Consider the following 15,871-nt stretch of genomic DNA (forward strand, 5'->3'; position numbering starts at 1 on the left):
GATGAATCTTCCCGGAACTAGAAAAAGTCTTGGGCCTGTGAAACGTTTCACAGGCCCGGATATGCAGTGTTGGCCGGCATTATACGCGCAGCCCGCCGCGCACTCACGCTTTCGCCCGGCAGGTTCGCGGCGGTGTACGCCGGTGCCGTTTTACAGCAACAACCGACCGCCGTTGTGCTGGTTGGTCATGCGCAGACGGCTGACGAACTCCACGAACTCCAGCCCGAAACGTGGTTCCAGCGCTTCGGCCCGCTTTTTCAGCGCATCCAGCCCAAGCGGCGCCGGCGTCTGGCGGAAGGCCATCACCGCCACATTGCCGTGGGTGGCCGCAGGCAGCTCCAGCACCCGCCCCTCGAACACCTTCAGCAGCCGGTCGAGGAAGGTGAAATAGCGCTTGTCGCCGCTCCACCAGTTGGTGACGAACACCCCGGCCGGCGACAGCGCACGTCGGCAATCCTCGAAGAAGTCCTCGGTGGTGAGGGCGTCCACGATCTGCTCACCATCGAAGCCGTCCACCAGGATGGCGTCGGTGGATCCCCGGAAGATCTTCACGTAATCCGCGCCGTCGGCCTCGACGATTTCGAAGAAGTCGCCCTCCTCCGGCAGCTGGAAGAAGGCCCGCGCCACGGTGATGACCTGCGGGTTGATTTCCACGGCCACGCTGACCGCATCGGGCAGGTAATCGTCGATGAAACGGGCGAACGAGCCCCCGCCCAGCCCGACCTGCAGGATGTGGCGCGGGTCCGGGTTGAACAGCAGGAAGCCCATCATGGCGCGGGTGTAGGTCAGCACGAGGTCGCTCGGATCCGCCAGATCCATCGAGCTTTGCACGGTAGGCGAACCCAGATGGAGCGAGCGCAAGCCGTCGGTCTCGGAGATCTCCACCTCCGGCATGGCATCGGCACCGTCCCGGATGCGACGCCGGAAGGGATGGCGCGCCTTACCCGCCACAGGGGCTCTCCTGAACCGGACGGCGCGAATCGAGGATGCTGATGGTGCGACGCTGTGGGACGGCTTCGGCCAACCCCGCCCCATCCTCATCGAGAGGCGGCAGCGGGTCGTGGAAGGTTTCCTTGTCGAAAGCCATGTCGCCGCCTGCCAGCGGCACCTGTCCACTGACGAGGCCGGCGAAGTCAAACAGGCTGGTATCAGCCAGATGCGAGGGCACCACGTTTTGCAGCGCGCGGAACATGGTCTCGATGCGGCCCGGGAAACGCCGGTCCCAGTCGTTGAGCATCTCTTTGACCACCTGCCGCTGCAAGTTGGGCTGTGAGCCACAGAGGTTGCACGGGATGATCGGGAAGGCCCGCAGCCGGGCGTAGCGCTCCAGATCCTTCTCGCGGCAGTAGGCCAGTGGGCGGATCACGATGTGCTTGCCGTTGTCGCTCACCAGCTTGGGGGGCATGGCCTTGAGCTTGCCGCCATAGAACATGTTGAGGAACAGCGTCTCCAGAATGTCATCACGATGGTGACCCAGCGCGATCTTGGTGGCCCCCAGCTCTTCGGCTACACGGTAGAGCACCCCCCGGCGCAGGCGCGAACACAGGCTGCAGGTGGTCTTGCCCTCGGGGATCACCCGCTTGACGATGCTGTAGGTGTCCTCCTCGACAATGCGGTACTCCACCCCGAGAGACTCGAGATAGGCGGGCAGCACGTCAGCAGGGAAGCCAGGCTGCTTCTGATCGAGGTTGACCGCGACGATCGAAAAGCTGATCGGCGCCGACTTCTGCAGCCCGAGAAGGATGTCGAGCAGGGCGTAGCTATCCTTGCCGCCCGACAGGCAGACCATGACGCGGTCGCCCTCCTCGATCATGTTGAAATCGTTGATGGCGTCGCCTACGTGATGCCGCAGGCGCTTGGTGAGTTTGTTGCCCTCGTAGGCGGCCTTCTTGGCCTTCTCGTCGGCAACCGTGGTCTGTTCAGACATGGGCGGCTAAGAAATTGAAAAACAGGCGATTTTAGCGCAATGCCGGCGCGGGCAAAACCGCTGATTCACCCAAAGGCAGGCGCTACAGCACCAGGCTGCGGCCACCGTCCACCGCCAGCACCTGTCCGGTAACGTAGCTGGCGTCGAACAGCAGGAAGGCCACCGCGCGGGCGATGTCTTCCGGCACACCGGTGCGCGCCAGCGGAATGCTGCGTTCAATGCCGGCCCGTTCGGCCGCATCGAAGGAGGCCTCGTCTTCCGGCCACAGGTTCACGCCGGGCGAAACGCCGTTCACCCGCACCCGCGGGGCCAGCTCCAGCGCCAGCGTGCGCACCAGCTGGGCGTGACCAGCCTTGGCGAGGTTGTACACCACATGGCGGCGCATTGGCCGCTCGGCGTGGATGTCGATGATCCCCACAATGGCGCCGTCTGTGGCGGCCAGATGCGGCGCAGCGGCCTGGGCCAGAAACAGCGGGGCCTTCAGGTTGGAGCCGATCAGGTCGTGCCAGTCGGTCTCGTCGATCGTACCCACCTCGGTGGGGTGAAAGCTAGAGGCATTGTTGACCAGCCCGTCCAACCGCCCGAAGGCGCCCACTGCCGCCTCCACCAGTTCAGGCAGCGCCGCCGTATCCAGGAGGTCGGCCTGCACCAACCGCACCGAGCCGGGCCGCTCTGTGTTCAGCGCGTCCGCCAGCGCAGCGGCCTCGTGCGCCGAGCCACGGTAATGCAGCACCAGCCGCGCACCGCGCGCATGCAGGTGGCGCGCGATGCCGGCGCCCACCCTGCGGGCCGCCCCCGTCACCAGCACCACCCTGTCGTCTTCTTGTCTTGCCTTCATTCGGTATTCCGTCTCAGCTAAGGGCAACGCTTCTTTTTCCGCCCGCTTTGGTCGACAATTCCGCCCCACAGTGTACCCGATGGAGCCGCCATGACCCGCCTGCCACAGCCAGACGCCACCGCTGCCGCCCACAGCGCAGCCTTGGTCCGCCAGATTTCTGAGGACATCCGGGCCCGCGGTGGCTGGATCCCGTTCTCGCGCTACATGGAGCTGGCCCTGTACGCACCCGGGCTGGGCTATTATGCCGCCGGCAGTACCAAGTTTGGCGCAACGGGCGATTTCATCACCGCCCCGGAGATGACACCGCTCTTCGGACACACCCTCGCCCGCCAGGTCGCGGAACTGCTGCCTGCCACCGCCGGCACCCTTTACGAATTCGGCGCAGGCACCGGCCGTCTGGCGGTAGATCTGCTGACCCGGCTGGAAGCGCTGGGTCAATTACCCGAAGCGTACGTCATCATCGACCTTTCGGCCGACCTGATCGACCGCCAGAGGGCCACGCTCGCGGCCGCGCTTCCCCACCTGATCCCGCGCATACGCTGGCTGAGCGCCCTACCCGACGCGCTGGATGGTGTCGTCCTGGGCAATGAGCTACTGGACGCCATGCCGTGCGAACTGGTCGTCCATGATGGTCAGTCGCCCCTGCAGCGCGGCGTAGCGCTCGGCCCCGACGGTTTCGTGTTCGAGGATCGCGTCCTGCCGGATGAGGCGCTGAAAGCCCTGGCTGCCAGCCGACTGCCCCCGGTGCCGGGTTACGTCTCGGAGATCAGCCAAGCCAACACTGCCTTCATCGCCACGCTGGGCGCCCGCCTGCGCCGCGGCGCACTGCTCCTGATCGATTACGGCTACCCACGCCACGAGTATTACCACCCGCAACGCCACATGGGCACCCTGATCGGCCACTACCGGCACCACACGGTGCACGACCCCTTTTACCTGCCGGGCCTGATGGACCTTACCTGCCACGTGGACTTCACCGCCATTGCCGAAGCGGGGCTGGAGGCCGGCCTGGACCTGATCGGCTACACTACCCAGGCTCAGTTCCTCGTCAACGCCGGGTTGGCCGAAGAACTGGGCGGGATCGACGCGGACGACGCAGCGCGCTATCTGCGCACGGCCAGTGCGGTACAGAAGCTGACAGACCCGACCGAGATGGGTGAGCTTTTCAAGGTGATCGGCTTCGGTCGCGGCATGCCCATCGACTGGTGCGGCTTCGCCTCGGGCGACCGCTGCCACACGCTCTAGCCGGACGCCGCCCAAAACACTGCCATTATTTTTGCGAAGGGGTGTTGACACTACGCCAAAGCCCGTCGTATAGTTCGCCCCACTCCGCAGCCGACAGGTTGTGGACCGTGGCGAATTAGCTCAGTCGGTTAGAGCGACGGAATCATAATCCGCAGGTCCGGGGTTCGAGTCCCTGATTCGCCACCAACAGATTCAAGCACTTAGGCCAATCCTTCCGGGTTGGCCTTTTGCTTTTCTGCCTTCGTGTAAGCACTTTGTAAGCAGCAATTGGCAACGCTTCGGCCGTGTAAGCATGTTGTAAGCGCCAGCAAGTCCACCACTTGTCAGCTATCCCCCCGTTAAACGTGCGCAGCGGCTTTACACGCGCCTGCCGCCAGCCTATCGGATGCTTGCTTAGGCTTGGCATGGCTTATCAGCGTCAGCGGGTTTTTTGTCCACGTTTGTGATGCAACAGCGAAATGGCCGGTCATGGCTTTGAACGCTCCAGAGATTTAAGCCCCCCGGCTGGCTTTAACATTGCCCCCGAGTTTTAACCCCCAGCCCGCCAGCCGCAGGCAACGCCAAAGTCAAGCACGGCGCGGCTTTCCGGCTTGTTAGCGATTCTCATTTGATTAACAAATCTGTAGGGGGATTTTTTCTGCGCGTGGGGGAACGGGTGGTCTATGCCCTTGCCCCTTCCGGACTTTTGACCGCCCCCCCGGTGCCACCTATGAAAAAACCCACCACGGTGGGCGGGTCTGCTGCTGGCGCTCGGCGGCGCTGATGTTGCGGTCGGTCATGATTCGTTCTTTCTTCGTTGCTCCAGAAGGGCGAATTCCCGCCTTCCTTCGGTCTTGTTTCTCTCGGCCACGTCTACGGCCACACTAGCCACACCCCTAAAGGGGTGTGTGGCTTTTGTGGCTTTCCGCAGTGGGCCACAATGTGGCCTTTTGTGGCTTTTGTGGCCGTGGCTCACAACATCCATACCCAACTGTCGGCGCAATCAATTAGGCCGTGGTCACGCATGGCAGTAACGGCCCTTTGCGCGTAGGTGCCCCGGTCTTTCTCTCTGGTGCACTCCATTAGCGGCCTGATGGCTTCCATGTAGGCTTCCAACTCAAGGCACGGCCTGTCGTCTGGTGCACTACCCCGGCCACGATGGCGGCTCGCCTTTAGCATTTCGCCCAGCTTGGCGAATGCGGCTTTGTGGCTGGCCTTGGTCAGCGGCTTGCGGCGGCTCTTTGCCGTGGCTGGCGCGTCATCAGGCAGCGCCACGCAGGATGTAACCGGCTCGCCGTAATCGTCCGTGCCTAGGTCCACCACGCGCAGGCGGAACGGGGCGGCCTGTCCGTCTTGACCGTCCTTGGACTTCTCCACCTTCCATTCCCGCCGGTCGCCGTCGCGGCTTACTTCAATGGCGGCATCCAGCGCGGCCCGCAGGCTGCTATGCCCGCGCATCCCCTTTGTGGTGTCCTTGCCGGTGTGGTGCACCAGCAGGACCAGCCCGCCCGTTGCCGCTTGAATGAGCTTGGCTCCCCGCAGGGCTAGGCCCATGTCGGCGCTGCTGTTCTCGTCCATGCCGGGGCAGGCTTGCGCCAGCGTGTCGATTACCACCATGCAGCCCGGTCCGGCCGTTTCCAGCACGCAGGCGGCCAGTTCGCGGGCGTCCTTGGGGTTCATCAAGTCGAAGTTGTCCAGGCAGAAGAAATGCAGCCCAGCCGGTGCCGGCATGAAGTGGTGCGTTTGCCACGCATCAATCCGATTGCGCAGCCCTTCGGTCCCTTCAAGGCAGACATAGGCCACATTGCACGGTTTCAGCTTGTGGCCGAACCAGTCCGGCCGCCCCAGCGCCAGCGATGCGGCAAGGTCAATGACAACAAAGCTCTTGCCGCTGCCGGACGGGCCGAACACGGCGGCAATGCCAGCCGCCGGCAGCACGCCACGCACGCGCCAGCGAATCGGCGGCAGCTTCATCAGGTCGGCAGCAGACAAAGCCCGGTAGCGCGGCTCAGGCTTCGGCGGGTGCTGCACGCCATCGGTTAGCAGTTGCTCCAGCACATCCAGCCCGGCCACGGCGGCGAAGTCGCCCACGTCGCTGTTTTGGTCCATGCCGGCGGGCAGCTCCACCCAGCCACAGCGCGGCACGCTGGCGGCGATTTCGGCGGCGCTGGCTTCCTTGCCCACGTCTGGCAGCAGCGCCAGCGACAGGGCCGGGTAACGCTCGGCAAGAGCCGGGGCCACCTTCGCCACATTGCCCCAGCCAAAGGCCACCACGGCGGCGCGGCCGGTCGCCTTCCAGGCTGCCCATGCGGCGCTGATTCCTTCGCACACATAGGCCAGCCCATCCGGCAGCAGCTCGCCCACCACATGCAGCCCGCCGGCCATCGTCGCCCCCGGAAGATTCAGCTTCTTGCCTTGCTGGGGCGGGATGAATTGCAGGCTTTGCAGCTCGCCCGCTGGCGCTTGGCACGGCACCACCAGCCAGCCCGCCACGTCCTGGCCGGCAATGGTCAGGCGCGGCGCGTCGGCCGGGTACACGCGCAGCCCGTCCGGCAAGCCGTCCTTGCGGGCGATGTAACCATGTTCGGCCGTCGCTGGCCGGCAGCGGCTCCACACTTCGGCAGGATCCATTGCCGGCCGTTTGGCGGCTTCTGGCGGCGCTGGGCGGGATTGCTGGGCCTTTGCCACCAAGGCGGAAATATCGGCCCGCGTCGGCGCTTCCTGCCCGTCCTTCCAGCCTTCTTGCCGGGCCAGATAAAACAGCGTGTTTTCGGAAATGCCGCCGCCTTCGCGCAGGCCACGCCAGACGGATTGCACGTCCTTGGTGTTGCGGTAGTTCGGTGCGCTGGCGCTCCAGGCGTCCACGGTGTCGAAGTCCACGCCGGCCGCTTTGGCGGCTGTCATGATGCGCACCCATTCGCCACGCTCCGCGCCAGCATCCAGCGCGAACAGGGCACTTGTGGCTCGTTCAATGTCATTTGCTGCCATCGTCCCCCCCTTTCAGTTCGTTGATTGCCCTTCTGGAGCAAGTCAGCCGGCACAGCCACGGCCAGCGAATCGCGGGCGTAGTGGTGGGGGAAGCGGCTCGCGGTGCGGGTCGTGATGCGCTTGCAGCGCGGGTGATTCAGGAAGGCATCGCCCCACATAGTGCAAACGGCCAGAATGTCGGCGTGCCGGAACGCAGCCCAGCGGCCGGTATCAGTGCAGACGAACAGCAGCCAATCGCACAGGCTGGCGCGGGTCGACCAGCCGCATTTACCGGCGTCCCGCAGTTCCAGCACGCAATCAAGCGGGCCACCCGTCGCGGCGGCGTAGTCCTTGGCGCGGATTTTCAGGTCAACGCCAATTGGGCGCTGTCCGGCCAGCTCCAGCCACACGTCAACGCCCAGCCGGTCGTTAGTCTCATGCGATGCAATGCAGGCCAGCACGCCGGGGAAGGCTTCCTGAATGGCGCGCACCACGACGGAATGCCTGGTATTGGCGCGGCTGGTGTTCAGGTCTTTGTTGAAGTCAGTTACGCGCATAGGCTGGCCCCCATCGCAAGCAGGGCCGGCAGGCTGGCGTTTAGCCACGGCAGGAAAGGTGCGGCGTTCACAAGGTAGGCTCTCATGCGGCCACCCCCACCCAATGGCGACGCAGGGCCGTTTGCACGGCTGGCGCTTCAATGTCCAACCTGTAGGCGGCAATCGGCCTAGCGTGGCCTTGGCTGGACACCATGCGCACGATGCACGGCCAGCCCTTGCCGGCCAGCGAATGCACGATTGCGGCCAAGCGCCAAGTTGCTTCAAAGCTGTCCTGCCGCAATTCATCACCGGCCAGCAGGTGGCGCAGGGCCAGATTTTCCAGCGTGCCGGGTGTCGGCCAGATTGCCGGCGAAGCGGGCGGCAGCTCGATGCCCGGCAGGTGCATTTGCTCGCGGCTGGTGTTAAACTTGGCCTTGGTTACGGCGCTCTGTTTCTTTTCTTGGAACGGGGCGTTTTTTTTCATGGTTATTCGCCCCCGTTCAGCAGGCGGGCAATATCCGCCACGCGCCAGCCAAGGCGGCCGTTGATGCGCACCGGGCGAATCGGCCCGCAATCGAAGGCGGCCCATTTGCGCAAGGTCTGGCTCCGACGATTCAAAGCCGGGGCGGCTTCATTGGTCGGCAGGATGTCGCGGTTGCCCGCGATGGCGGCAAGCGCCGGGGGGATTTGCAGTTCGGCGGCTTCTCTGGTACTCACCAGCTCGCGGCCAGCGGAAACAAGGGATTGAATCGTTTGCACGTTGCTTGCTCGTCTTTCGTGGTCATTGATGACGATTCGCAGGCTACAGACGAAAAAAAACCGCCATTTCTGGCGGGCCTACTCTCTGCCTATTGGGCCTATTCTCTGCCCATCGGCGGCTATTTTCTTCCGGCGTTCCAGCTTTGCAACGCCTTGCCGCAGGCGTCTAACGTGTAGCGCTTCTTGGTCTCCTTGGACGTCAGCCACCAAACGTACCTGACGCCCGGTTCAATAAGAATGTCCGGCCTGTCTCCGTTGGATGCCATCCTGTTTAGCTCCTCCATAACGCTGGCAGCATCGGCCTTTCTTCCTGTCCCCTGCTCGATACGCCAAGCCACTTCCACGGCTATTTTCCCGACACTGGTTTTAGGCTGGAAACTGGAAGCACTCGCCCATCCTTCGCCTTCTTCGGCTGGCGCTGGGGTCGGCTTGTTCGCGTCTTTCCCTCCATAACGCTTCTCCAGCTCCAGCACGGCGGCACCACTCACACGGCAATCGGTGACGGTGAATTCTGGCGCTGTTTCTCCTGGTGCAAGTTCCCAGACGGTCGCCATGACTTCCAATGGCTCACCCAAGAAATCAATCGTTCGCGGGTATGTCAATTCGTCAAAGCTTGCCGCTGGGGCGAGTAAAAGGGTACGGGCCGCCTTGGCGCTGATGCGCGGCAGCGAGCCGGCCGGCACATCTATTTCGTTTGGCTTGCCTTCCATTGGTTCACAACGCACTAAGCGGCAGGCGGTCGGTATTCTGGCAACGATGCTGATTTCGTCGTTGGCGGCACGGTCAAGAATGTCGCTAACGGTCCATTGCTGCCCCAGCCGGGCGGATATTGCGGCGGCGGCTTCTTCAAGCGTCAGGTATAGCCGCAACGGTGGAAATTGCTCGGTCAACCTTTGCACTCCTTCAAACGCAAACCTTCAAGATATTGGAGCCGCCCACATGCCGGTGAAGGTGTCCGGCTTTTCTCCCCGTCGAGATAGTGGGCGACGAAACGGTTATTTACTGCAATGCAGGCTCATTGCGGCAATCTGCAAGCTGCAAGCGCAGAAGGGCGGTTTCGGCTACTTCCAATAGCCCTTGAGCGTGTTCTTTGAATGATTCCACGCTGTCCAATATATCCGCGAAGGCTTCCGGCTGTTCGGCACTAATCGCTGCGAGCGTTTCCATGCTGCGAGCGCAGGCAAGCAAGGCCAGGCGGCGGGAAGTGCCTACTTCATTGCCGGCCGCTGCTTTTTCCATGTGTGCCATCGTGGCGGCATCAATTACCGGGCCAAAGTTCGCAAATTCGGATTGATTCGCTTGGGTCGCGTTGCTTGTGTTCATGGCGCTTCTTCTTTTTGGTTGGGAAATCAGGCCACGACGCGAAGGCGGGCGGCGGCGGTGTCGGCTTGCGGCTGTTCAATGCCGGCTTGCTCCAGAATCCAGCCTTCTAGCTGGTCGTGCCACTTGCGCAGCAGGTCCAGTGGCCGGCGGCGGTAGTGTTTCTCGGCAATGGCGCTGGGCTTGTGTCCCATGATTTGCGCCACCACGCCGGCCGGCATTTCCACCCATTCGGCCAATGTGCCGAACGAACGACGCAGGCCATGTAGGGTCAAGGCAGGCAGGCCGGCGGCGGCAAGGGCGCGGTTATGGGCTATGCGCGGCTCCACGATGCGCCCACCGGCAGCGGTAGGGCTGGAGAAAACCCACTCATTCCGGCGCGGTAGGCAGGCCAAAATGCTTGCAGCGTAGGGCGTCAGTGGTATTACGCGCTCGCCTTCAACCTTGTCCTTGATGGTCAGGCTTCGCCATTGAAAATCCACGTCATCCCAGCGCAGCTCGGCCAGTTCTTCCCGGCGCGAACCAGTCAGCAGCAAGGTTTGCAGGTAGGCGGATTGCACCGGGTTGTCTAGCTGGCGCACGGCGGCGAACCACGCGGCGAGTTGTTCCCGTTGCAGGCAGTCGGTTTTGCTTGCTGGCGCGGCCACGGCTTCGCGCACCTTCTTAGCGGTAAACGCGCCTTCTGGCAGCAGGGCGGCGTAATCGCGGCTTTCCTTGCACCAGGACGCGAAGCCAATCATCAGACGGAAGGCTAGGGCGGCGCGGGCCGGGCGTGTTTCGTTCTCGCGTTTCAGCCATGCCGTTACCTTGGCCGGGGTCAGGTCTGCCAGCTTTACCGGCAGCAGGGCAGCCAGCGGGCCGGGCATGGTTTCGCCCTTGCCGCGCTTCTTCGGCTGCCCGCCAAGCTGGGCAACTTTGAAATGGTCCAGTAAGTGGCGCTCGCCCCACGCATGGCGGCGGTCATCAATGTAAACGGGCCAGACTTCGCCAAGTGTTACCCGCTGGCGCTGTTCTTCCCGCTTGTGTGCTTCGGCTTCGGCCTTGCGCTGCTCGCTGGCGGCTTTTTTGTCCTGCTTCTCTTGGCGCGGGTCTATGCCGGCATCGCACAGCGTTTGTAGGCGGCGGGCTTCCTTGCGGGCGCTGTTCTCTTGGCTTCGCGCTGGCGCATCAAGTCGCCATGCGTTCACGTCGCCAATGGTTAGGCGGATAGGCTTGTCATGCACCCGGCTTTGAAAGATGTAGCTCTTTGCGCCGGCAGCGGTCACGCGCAGGCCAAGGCCCGGCGCTTCGCTGTCCCAAAGGAAGGATTGCGCCTTGCCGGGTTCACACGTCGCACCTTCTATGACGTTAGCAGTAAATTTTACCTTCGCCATGTTGTCGCCCGCTGTGGATAAAAATATGTAAGCAATATGTAAGCAGAAACCGTAAATCGGAATCTACACTTATCCACAGAATAGGGCAATGACAATGCGCTGAACGCCAGCATTTGCTAGGTTTTGCTTGTTTCAGTCAACGCTTATATATGGCTAGTTATGCACAGATAGGGGGAATCATAATCCGCAGGTCCGGGGTTCGAGTCCCTGATTCGCCACCAAGGAATTCAAGGGGTTAGCGCAAGCTAACCCCTTTTTCTTTGCTTCGCAAAAACGTGCTTGCTCCGCAAAAATTCCGAAGCCATGCCGTAAGAGCCTACTTCGTCGGCTTCACCAACTTCCCTCTGCTGTGCCGGCCGAAAGCGCCCGCCTGCAATGCCCCGTCCGCCGCCCCCTTTGATGTCCCGCTGCCACACACTCCTCGCCTATTGCTGAATACCCAGGAAAAACGCAGCCGCCAGCATCGCTTCGGGGCAACCGCTTAGGCACCAGACGAGCAGAACCCGCGTGTCGGGCGTGTGACCCCAGAGCGGTGCGCCTGCCCTGCTACCATCCGGATCTGAAGCCCGCCAGGCACCCGGCCACAAGGGCACCCGCCTGAATTACCCGGAAGCGTTTCTCATCGGGGGCCCATACCCTTGGGCGCGGGTAGACGACCCTGATGTGCAGGCAGGCATGATGGGCGACCCAGGAGGCAAGGCGTATGATGGGGCCGACCCGCCCTTCTCCGAAAGACGCTCCGATGCCCCAGCCTGCTTCTCCCATAGCCGCCTGTTACGGCCGCATCCTTACCCGTTTCGGCGAAGTGGTAGCCTGGCTGGATAGCAGCGGCGCGCTGTTGCGGCTGGAGTTTTCGGTAGAGCGTGAGCTTGAGCGTGCCGCACATCTGGGCACCCCACGGGACGACGGGGCGCTTGGTGATGTGGCAGAGCAGCTGGCGGAATACGAGTGTGGCGCGCGCAAGGTGTTCAGCCTGCGTCGGGCTGCGAGCGGCACGCCCTTTCAGCAGCGGGTATGGGAAGAGCTTTGCCGCATCCCCTACGGCACCACTCTCAGCTACGGCGAGCTGGCCCGGCGCGTGGGCGACCCGGGAGCGGCCCGGGCCGTCGGGCGGGCCAACGCCACCAACCCGATCGCGTTGATCGTTCCCTGCCACCGGGTCATCGGCCACGATGGCGGTCTGACCGGGTATGCGGGCGGTCTGCCGCTCAAAGCCGCCCTGCTTGCCTTCGAGATGGCGCATACCCCGCCCCCGCTGTTCGCCTGAGGCCGATGCCGCCCCCTAGGGCCGGGCGACGGGCTGAATGCCTCGGCCCGCTGTGATAAACTCGCGCAACTCTTTGATTCCGACCATGAAAAAGTTCGCCTTTCTGCTGCTTCTTTGTCTGCATGCCGCGCCGTCGCTGGCAGCCCGCCTGCTGCCAGCCGACCTGGCCGTGGCGCGGGTGGTCGCTGCCGACTACCCCTTGATGCAGTTGGAAAAGCAGGACAAATCCTGGCTGGAGACGCTGGCAGGCTGGCTTTTCCTCGCGCGCTCCGATCAGGTGCTGCAGCTGACCCCCGGCGTACGCATCTATGACCGCGACAACCGCTTCCTGCTCACCGGCCGTCTGCCGGAGCTGGCCGGTCAGGTGGTCGGTCTCACCCTCAACCCCCAGGGCCAGGTCAACCGCATCTGGCTGCTCACCGCGGAAGAGCTGCAGGCCCGCCTGGCCCGTCCCGCAACGGATACCGAGTGACAATGAAGAAGGTGTACATCAAGACCTTCGGCTGCCAGATGAACGAATACGACTCCGACAAGATGGTCGACGTTCTGGGCAGCACCGAAGGCATGATCAAGACGGACAACCCCGAGGAAGCCGACGTCATCCTGTTCAACACCTGCAGCGTGCGCGAGAAGGCGCAGGAAAAGGTGTTCTCCGATCTGGGGCGCATCCGTCCGCTGAAGGAGGCCCGACCGGACCTGATCATCGGCGTGGGCGGCTGTGTGGCCAGCCAGGAAGGCGACGCCATCGTCAAGCGCGCACCCTATGTGGACGTGGTGTTCGGCCCGCAGACGCTGCACCGCCTGCCGGAGCTGATCAAGAGCCGTCAGCAGACCGGTGCCTCGCAGGTGGACATTACCTTTCCCGAGATCGAAAAATTCGACTACATCCCGCCGGCCAAGGTAGAGGGCGGTGCCGCCTTCGTGTCGATCATGGAAGGCTGTTCGAAGTACTGCTCGTTCTGCGTGGTGCCCTACACCCGCGGCGAGGAGGTCTCGCGTCCGTTCGAGGATGTGCTGGTGGAGGTCGCCGGACTGGCACAGCAGGGCGTGAAGGAAATCACCCTGCTCGGGCAGAACGTCAATGCTTACCGGGGCCTGATGGCGGACGGCGAGATCGCCGACTTCGCCCTGCTTCTGGAATATGTCCATGAAGTGCCCGGTATCGAGCGCATCCGCTTCACCACCAGCCATCCGCGCGAGTTCACCGACCGCCTGATTGCCTGCTATGAACGCCTGCCCAAGTTGGTGTCCCACCTGCACCTGCCGGTCCAGAGCGGTTCCGACCGCATCCTGATGGCCATGAAGCGCGGCTATACGGCACTGGAATACAAGTCCATCATCCGCAAGCTGCGCGCGGTGCGCCCCGAGCTATGCCTGTCGTCAGACTTCATCGTCGGTTTTCCCGGCGAGACCGAGTCGGACTTCGAGCAGACGCTGCGTCTGGTGAAGGATCTGGAGTTCGATTTCAGCTTCGTGTTCATCTACAGCCCGCGGCCGGGCACGCCGGCTTCCAATCTGCCGGACGATACGCCGCATGAGGAGAAGGTGCGACGGCTCGAAGCCCTGAATGCGGTGATCGAAGCACGAGGGTATGCCATCAACCAAGACATGGTGGGCACGGTGCAGCAGGTGCTGGTGGAGTCCGTCTCGAAGAAGGACGCAACCATGTTGGCCGCCCGCACCGCCAACAACCGTGTCGTCAACTTCCACGGTCACCCGCGCCTGCTTAACCGAATGATCGACGTGCTGATCACCGAAGCTTTTCCCCATTCGCTGGGCGGCGAAGCGGTGATTGCCGAGACCGTCTGACCCCTTTTTCCGCCCCGCTCTGCGGGGCGTTTTACCAGGTGCTTGCAATGTATGTCATCACCCTCACCTACACCGCTCCCCTCGAGATGATCGACGCGGCACTGCCCGGACATGTGCGCTGGCTGGAAGCTGCGTATGCTGACGGGGTGTTTCTGGTCTCTGGCCGACGCGTTCCGCGTACCGGCGGCGTGATCCTGGCCCGGCCGTGCGCACGCGATGTGCTGGAGCAGAGGTTGGCCGAAGACCCGTTTGCCAAGGCGGGCCTGGCCCGCTACGACATCCTGGAATTCATTCCGACCATGACGGCCGACGTGCTGGCCCCGCTAAGGGAAACACCGGCTGTCCGAACCTGAACGGAGCCCACTCTTGCTGACCGAAAACCTCAGCTTCAACCCCATCGACAACGAACGGCTGGCCCGGCTGTGCGGCCCGCTGGACGAAAACCTCAAGCAGGTGGAAACCGGGCTGGACGTCACCATCCAGCGGCGTGGCGAGCACTTCAAGATCAAAGGCGAGCGCGCCCGCGAGGCCGTTACCGCCCTTACCCGCTTCTACCTGCTGGCCGAAAAGCAGGACCTCTCCATCGATGACGTGCAGCTGGGCCTGGTGGAGGTACGGCAGCACCCGCGCCCCGGCAGCGACGAAATCGCAGAGGAAGGTGTGCCGGTACTGCATACCCGTCGCGGCGACCTGCGCGGACGCACGCCGCGCCAGAGTGGCTACATCAAGGCCATCCTGGAGCACGACATCACTTTCGGTATCGGTCCGGCCGGCACCGGCAAGACCTACCTGGCGGTGGCCTGCGCGGTGGACGCGATGGAGCGTGATGCCGTCAAGCGCATCGTGCTGGTGCGTCCGGCAGTGGAGGCGGGCGAAAAACTGGGCTTTCTGCCGGGCGATCTTGCGCAAAAAGTGGACCCGTACCTGCGTCCGCTTTACGATGCGCTCTACGACCTGATGGGCTTTGACAAAGTCGCCCGCCTTTTCGAGAAAAACCTGATCGAGATCGCCCCGCTGGCCTATATGCGCGGCCGGACACTCAACAGTTCGTTCATCATTCTCGACGAGGCGCAGAACACCACGCCGGAGCAGATGAAGATGTTCCTTACCCGGATCGGCTTCGGCTCACGCGCGGTGATCACTGGCGACCTGACACAGATCGACCTGGCCAAGAACCAGAAGAGTGGGCTGGGTGAGGTGGAGCGCATCCTCGGCCATGTGCGGGGCATCCATTTTCATCACTTCCAGAGTGAGGACGTGGTGCGTCACCCGCTCGTGCAGAAGATCGTCGACGCCTACGACACCTACCAGATCCGGAACGAAACGCAGAACCCGACAACCCGTGAAGATCGCCAAACGTAACAACCCGCTTCGCCGCCTGGCAGGCCGGCTCTCGCTGGCCTTTGAAAACCGCAGTGCTTCGGCCAACCCTCCCCCGGCCGAGGCCTTCGCCCGCTGGGCCCGGGCCGCGCTGCAGCCTGACGTGGCCCGGGCCGAGGTCTCGCTGTTGGTGGTAGACGCCGACGAGGGCCGCGCGCTCAACCACGACTACCGTGGCAAGGACTACCCCACCAACGTACTGTCGTTCGCGCTCAACGAGGGCGAACCCGTGCCGGGTCTGCCCCTCTTCGGGGATCTGGTGTTCTGTGCGCCGGTGGTGGAAGAAGAGGCTCGTACCCAAGGCAAGACGCTCGAAGCGCACTATGCACACCTCACCGTGCACGGACTGCTGCATCTGCAAGGCTTCGATCATGAAGGGGATGACGAAGCCGAAGTGATGGAAAAACTTGAAAGCGTCATCCTCGCAAAACTAGGATATGCCAATCCGTATGCCGAGGAACTTGTCTGATC

General features: G+C 63.1%; 17 protein-coding genes and 2 tRNA genes. 9 read left to right on the forward strand and 10 right to left on the reverse strand.

The features are described 5' to 3' along the window. Nucleotides 1-150 precede the first annotated feature (150 nt). The 3 genes from EV669_RS13250 to EV669_RS13260 form a co-directional block, all read right to left on the reverse strand. On the reverse strand, nt 151-951 hold the full coding sequence (locus tag EV669_RS13250) for a polyamine aminopropyltransferase (RefSeq protein WP_072242863.1): 801 nt from the start codon (nt 949-951) through the stop codon (nt 151-153). Then, nucleotides 941-1,927: a tRNA 2-thiocytidine(32) synthetase TtcA gene (gene ttcA, locus EV669_RS13255; protein ID WP_132098942.1), complete on the reverse strand. Its 987-nt coding sequence runs from the start codon at nt 1,925-1,927 to the stop codon at nt 941-943. Before ttcA ends, EV669_RS13250 begins: the two co-directional genes overlap by 11 nt. Before the next feature lie 82 nt (nt 1,928-2,009). Beyond that, the gene (locus tag EV669_RS13260) at nt 2,010-2,765 is read right to left on the reverse strand and encodes a pteridine reductase (protein ID WP_054286172.1); all 756 of its coding nucleotides are present in this window, start codon (nt 2,763-2,765) and stop codon (nt 2,010-2,012) included. A gap of 90 nt (nt 2,766-2,855) precedes the next feature. Here EV669_RS13260 and EV669_RS13265 point away from each other — a divergent pair, with 90 nt between their 5' ends. Then, nucleotides 2,856-4,010 carry a class I SAM-dependent methyltransferase gene (locus tag EV669_RS13265; protein WP_132098943.1) on the forward strand — a complete coding sequence of 385 codons (1,155 nt, stop codon included), beginning with the start codon at nt 2,856-2,858 and terminating at the stop codon, nt 4,008-4,010. A gap of 109 nt (nt 4,011-4,119) precedes the next feature. Further along, nucleotides 4,120-4,196: transfer RNA gene (locus EV669_RS13270), tRNA-Met, on the forward strand. Nucleotides 4,197-4,961: 765 nt separating this feature from the next. Here the strand turns inward: EV669_RS13270 and EV669_RS13275 are convergent. From EV669_RS13275 to EV669_RS13305, 7 genes are all read right to left on the reverse strand, one after another. Next, nucleotides 4,962-6,977 carry an AAA family ATPase gene (locus tag EV669_RS13275; RefSeq protein WP_132098944.1) on the reverse strand — a complete coding sequence of 672 codons (2,016 nt, stop codon included), beginning with the start codon at nt 6,975-6,977 and terminating at the stop codon, nt 4,962-4,964. Then, a complete protein-coding gene (locus tag EV669_RS13280; RefSeq protein ID WP_132098945.1) occupies nt 6,890-7,513 on the reverse strand; it encodes a hypothetical protein in 624 nt (207 codons plus the stop codon). Before EV669_RS13280 ends, EV669_RS13275 begins: the two co-directional genes overlap by 88 nt. An 82-nt stretch (nt 7,514-7,595) precedes the next feature. Beyond that, complete coding sequence (locus tag EV669_RS13285; RefSeq protein WP_132098946.1) at nt 7,596-7,976, reverse strand: hypothetical protein; 381 nt, start codon at nt 7,974-7,976, stop codon at nt 7,596-7,598. Nucleotides 7,977-7,978: 2 nt separating this feature from the next. Beyond that, nucleotides 7,979-8,251 carry a hypothetical protein gene (locus EV669_RS13290; RefSeq protein WP_207913905.1) on the reverse strand — a complete coding sequence of 91 codons (273 nt, stop codon included), beginning with the start codon at nt 8,249-8,251 and terminating at the stop codon, nt 7,979-7,981. Nucleotides 8,252-8,370: 119 nt separating this feature from the next. Next, entirely contained in the window at nt 8,371-9,141 is a 771-nt protein-coding gene (locus EV669_RS13295) for a hypothetical protein (protein WP_132098947.1), read from the reverse strand. 109 nt (nt 9,142-9,250) lie between these two features. Next, on the reverse strand, nt 9,251-9,574 hold the full coding sequence (locus EV669_RS13300; RefSeq protein WP_132098948.1) for a hypothetical protein: 324 nt from the start codon (nt 9,572-9,574) through the stop codon (nt 9,251-9,253). Between the two features lie 26 nt (nt 9,575-9,600). Beyond that, a complete protein-coding gene (locus EV669_RS13305; protein WP_132098949.1) occupies nt 9,601-10,944 on the reverse strand; it encodes a tyrosine-type recombinase/integrase in 1,344 nt (447 codons plus the stop codon). Nucleotides 10,945-11,095: 151 nt separating this feature from the next. Here EV669_RS13305 and EV669_RS13310 point away from each other — a divergent pair. The 7 genes from EV669_RS13310 to ybeY all read left to right on the forward strand — a co-directional run bounded on the left by EV669_RS13310 (nt 11,096) and on the right by ybeY (nt 15,869). Beyond that, nucleotides 11,096-11,165, forward strand: a tRNA-Ser gene (locus EV669_RS13310). Between the two features lie 521 nt (nt 11,166-11,686). Then, nucleotides 11,687-12,211: a methylated-DNA--[protein]-cysteine S-methyltransferase gene (locus EV669_RS13315; protein ID WP_132098950.1), complete on the forward strand. Its 525-nt coding sequence runs from the start codon at nt 11,687-11,689 to the stop codon at nt 12,209-12,211. A gap of 85 nt (nt 12,212-12,296) precedes the next feature. Next, nucleotides 12,297-12,683 carry a hypothetical protein gene (locus EV669_RS13320; RefSeq protein WP_055434016.1) on the forward strand — a complete coding sequence of 129 codons (387 nt, stop codon included), beginning with the start codon at nt 12,297-12,299 and terminating at the stop codon, nt 12,681-12,683. Nucleotides 12,684-12,685: 2 nt separating this feature from the next. Beyond that, entirely contained in the window at nt 12,686-14,020 is a 1,335-nt protein-coding gene (gene miaB, locus EV669_RS13325; RefSeq protein WP_132098951.1) for a tRNA (N6-isopentenyl adenosine(37)-C2)-methylthiotransferase MiaB, read from the forward strand. Nucleotides 14,021-14,067: 47 nt separating this feature from the next. Beyond that, on the forward strand, nt 14,068-14,373 hold the full coding sequence (locus EV669_RS13330) for a YciI family protein (protein ID WP_132098952.1): 306 nt from the start codon (nt 14,068-14,070) through the stop codon (nt 14,371-14,373). A gap of 13 nt (nt 14,374-14,386) precedes the next feature. After that, a complete protein-coding gene (locus EV669_RS13335; RefSeq protein WP_054286178.1) occupies nt 14,387-15,382 on the forward strand; it encodes a PhoH family protein in 996 nt (331 codons plus the stop codon). Continuing rightward, on the forward strand, nt 15,363-15,869 hold the full coding sequence (ybeY, locus tag EV669_RS13340; RefSeq protein ID WP_132098953.1) for an rRNA maturation RNase YbeY: 507 nt from the start codon (nt 15,363-15,365) through the stop codon (nt 15,867-15,869). Before EV669_RS13335 ends, ybeY begins: the two co-directional genes overlap by 20 nt. Nucleotides 15,870-15,871 lie beyond the last annotated feature (2 nt).

The sequence above is a fragment of the Gulbenkiania mobilis genome (assembly GCA_004346645.1).
In the GTDB taxonomy this organism is placed as follows: Bacteria; Pseudomonadota; Gammaproteobacteria; order Burkholderiales; family Chromobacteriaceae; genus Gulbenkiania; species Gulbenkiania mobilis.

Coding starts and splice junctions, on each gene's coding strand:
- EV669_RS13320 (WP_055434016.1), top strand. CDS start 12,297: ATGAAAAAGTTCGCCTTTCTGCTGCTTCTTTGTCTGCATGCCGCGCCG.
- EV669_RS13300 (WP_132098948.1), bottom strand. CDS start 9,574: ATGAACACAAGCAACGCGACCCAAGCGAATCAATCCGAATTTGCGAAC.
- EV669_RS13265 (WP_132098943.1), top strand. CDS start 2,856: ATGACCCGCCTGCCACAGCCAGACGCCACCGCTGCCGCCCACAGCGCA.
- EV669_RS13305 (WP_132098949.1), bottom strand. CDS start 10,944: ATGGCGAAGGTAAAATTTACTGCTAACGTCATAGAAGGTGCGACGTGT.
- EV669_RS13330 (WP_132098952.1), top strand. CDS start 14,068: ATGTATGTCATCACCCTCACCTACACCGCTCCCCTCGAGATGATCGAC.
- EV669_RS13285 (WP_132098946.1), bottom strand. CDS start 7,976: ATGAAAAAAAACGCCCCGTTCCAAGAAAAGAAACAGAGCGCCGTAACC.
- EV669_RS13280 (WP_132098945.1), bottom strand. CDS start 7,513: ATGCGCGTAACTGACTTCAACAAAGACCTGAACACCAGCCGCGCCAAT.
- EV669_RS13275 (WP_132098944.1), bottom strand. CDS start 6,977: ATGGCAGCAAATGACATTGAACGAGCCACAAGTGCCCTGTTCGCGCTG.
- miaB (WP_132098951.1), top strand. CDS start 12,686: ATGAAGAAGGTGTACATCAAGACCTTCGGCTGCCAGATGAACGAATAC.
- ttcA (WP_132098942.1), bottom strand. CDS start 1,927: ATGTCTGAACAGACCACGGTTGCCGACGAGAAGGCCAAGAAGGCCGCC.
- EV669_RS13260 (WP_054286172.1), bottom strand. CDS start 2,765: ATGAAGGCAAGACAAGAAGACGACAGGGTGGTGCTGGTGACGGGGGCG.
- EV669_RS13315 (WP_132098950.1), top strand. CDS start 11,687: ATGCCCCAGCCTGCTTCTCCCATAGCCGCCTGTTACGGCCGCATCCTT.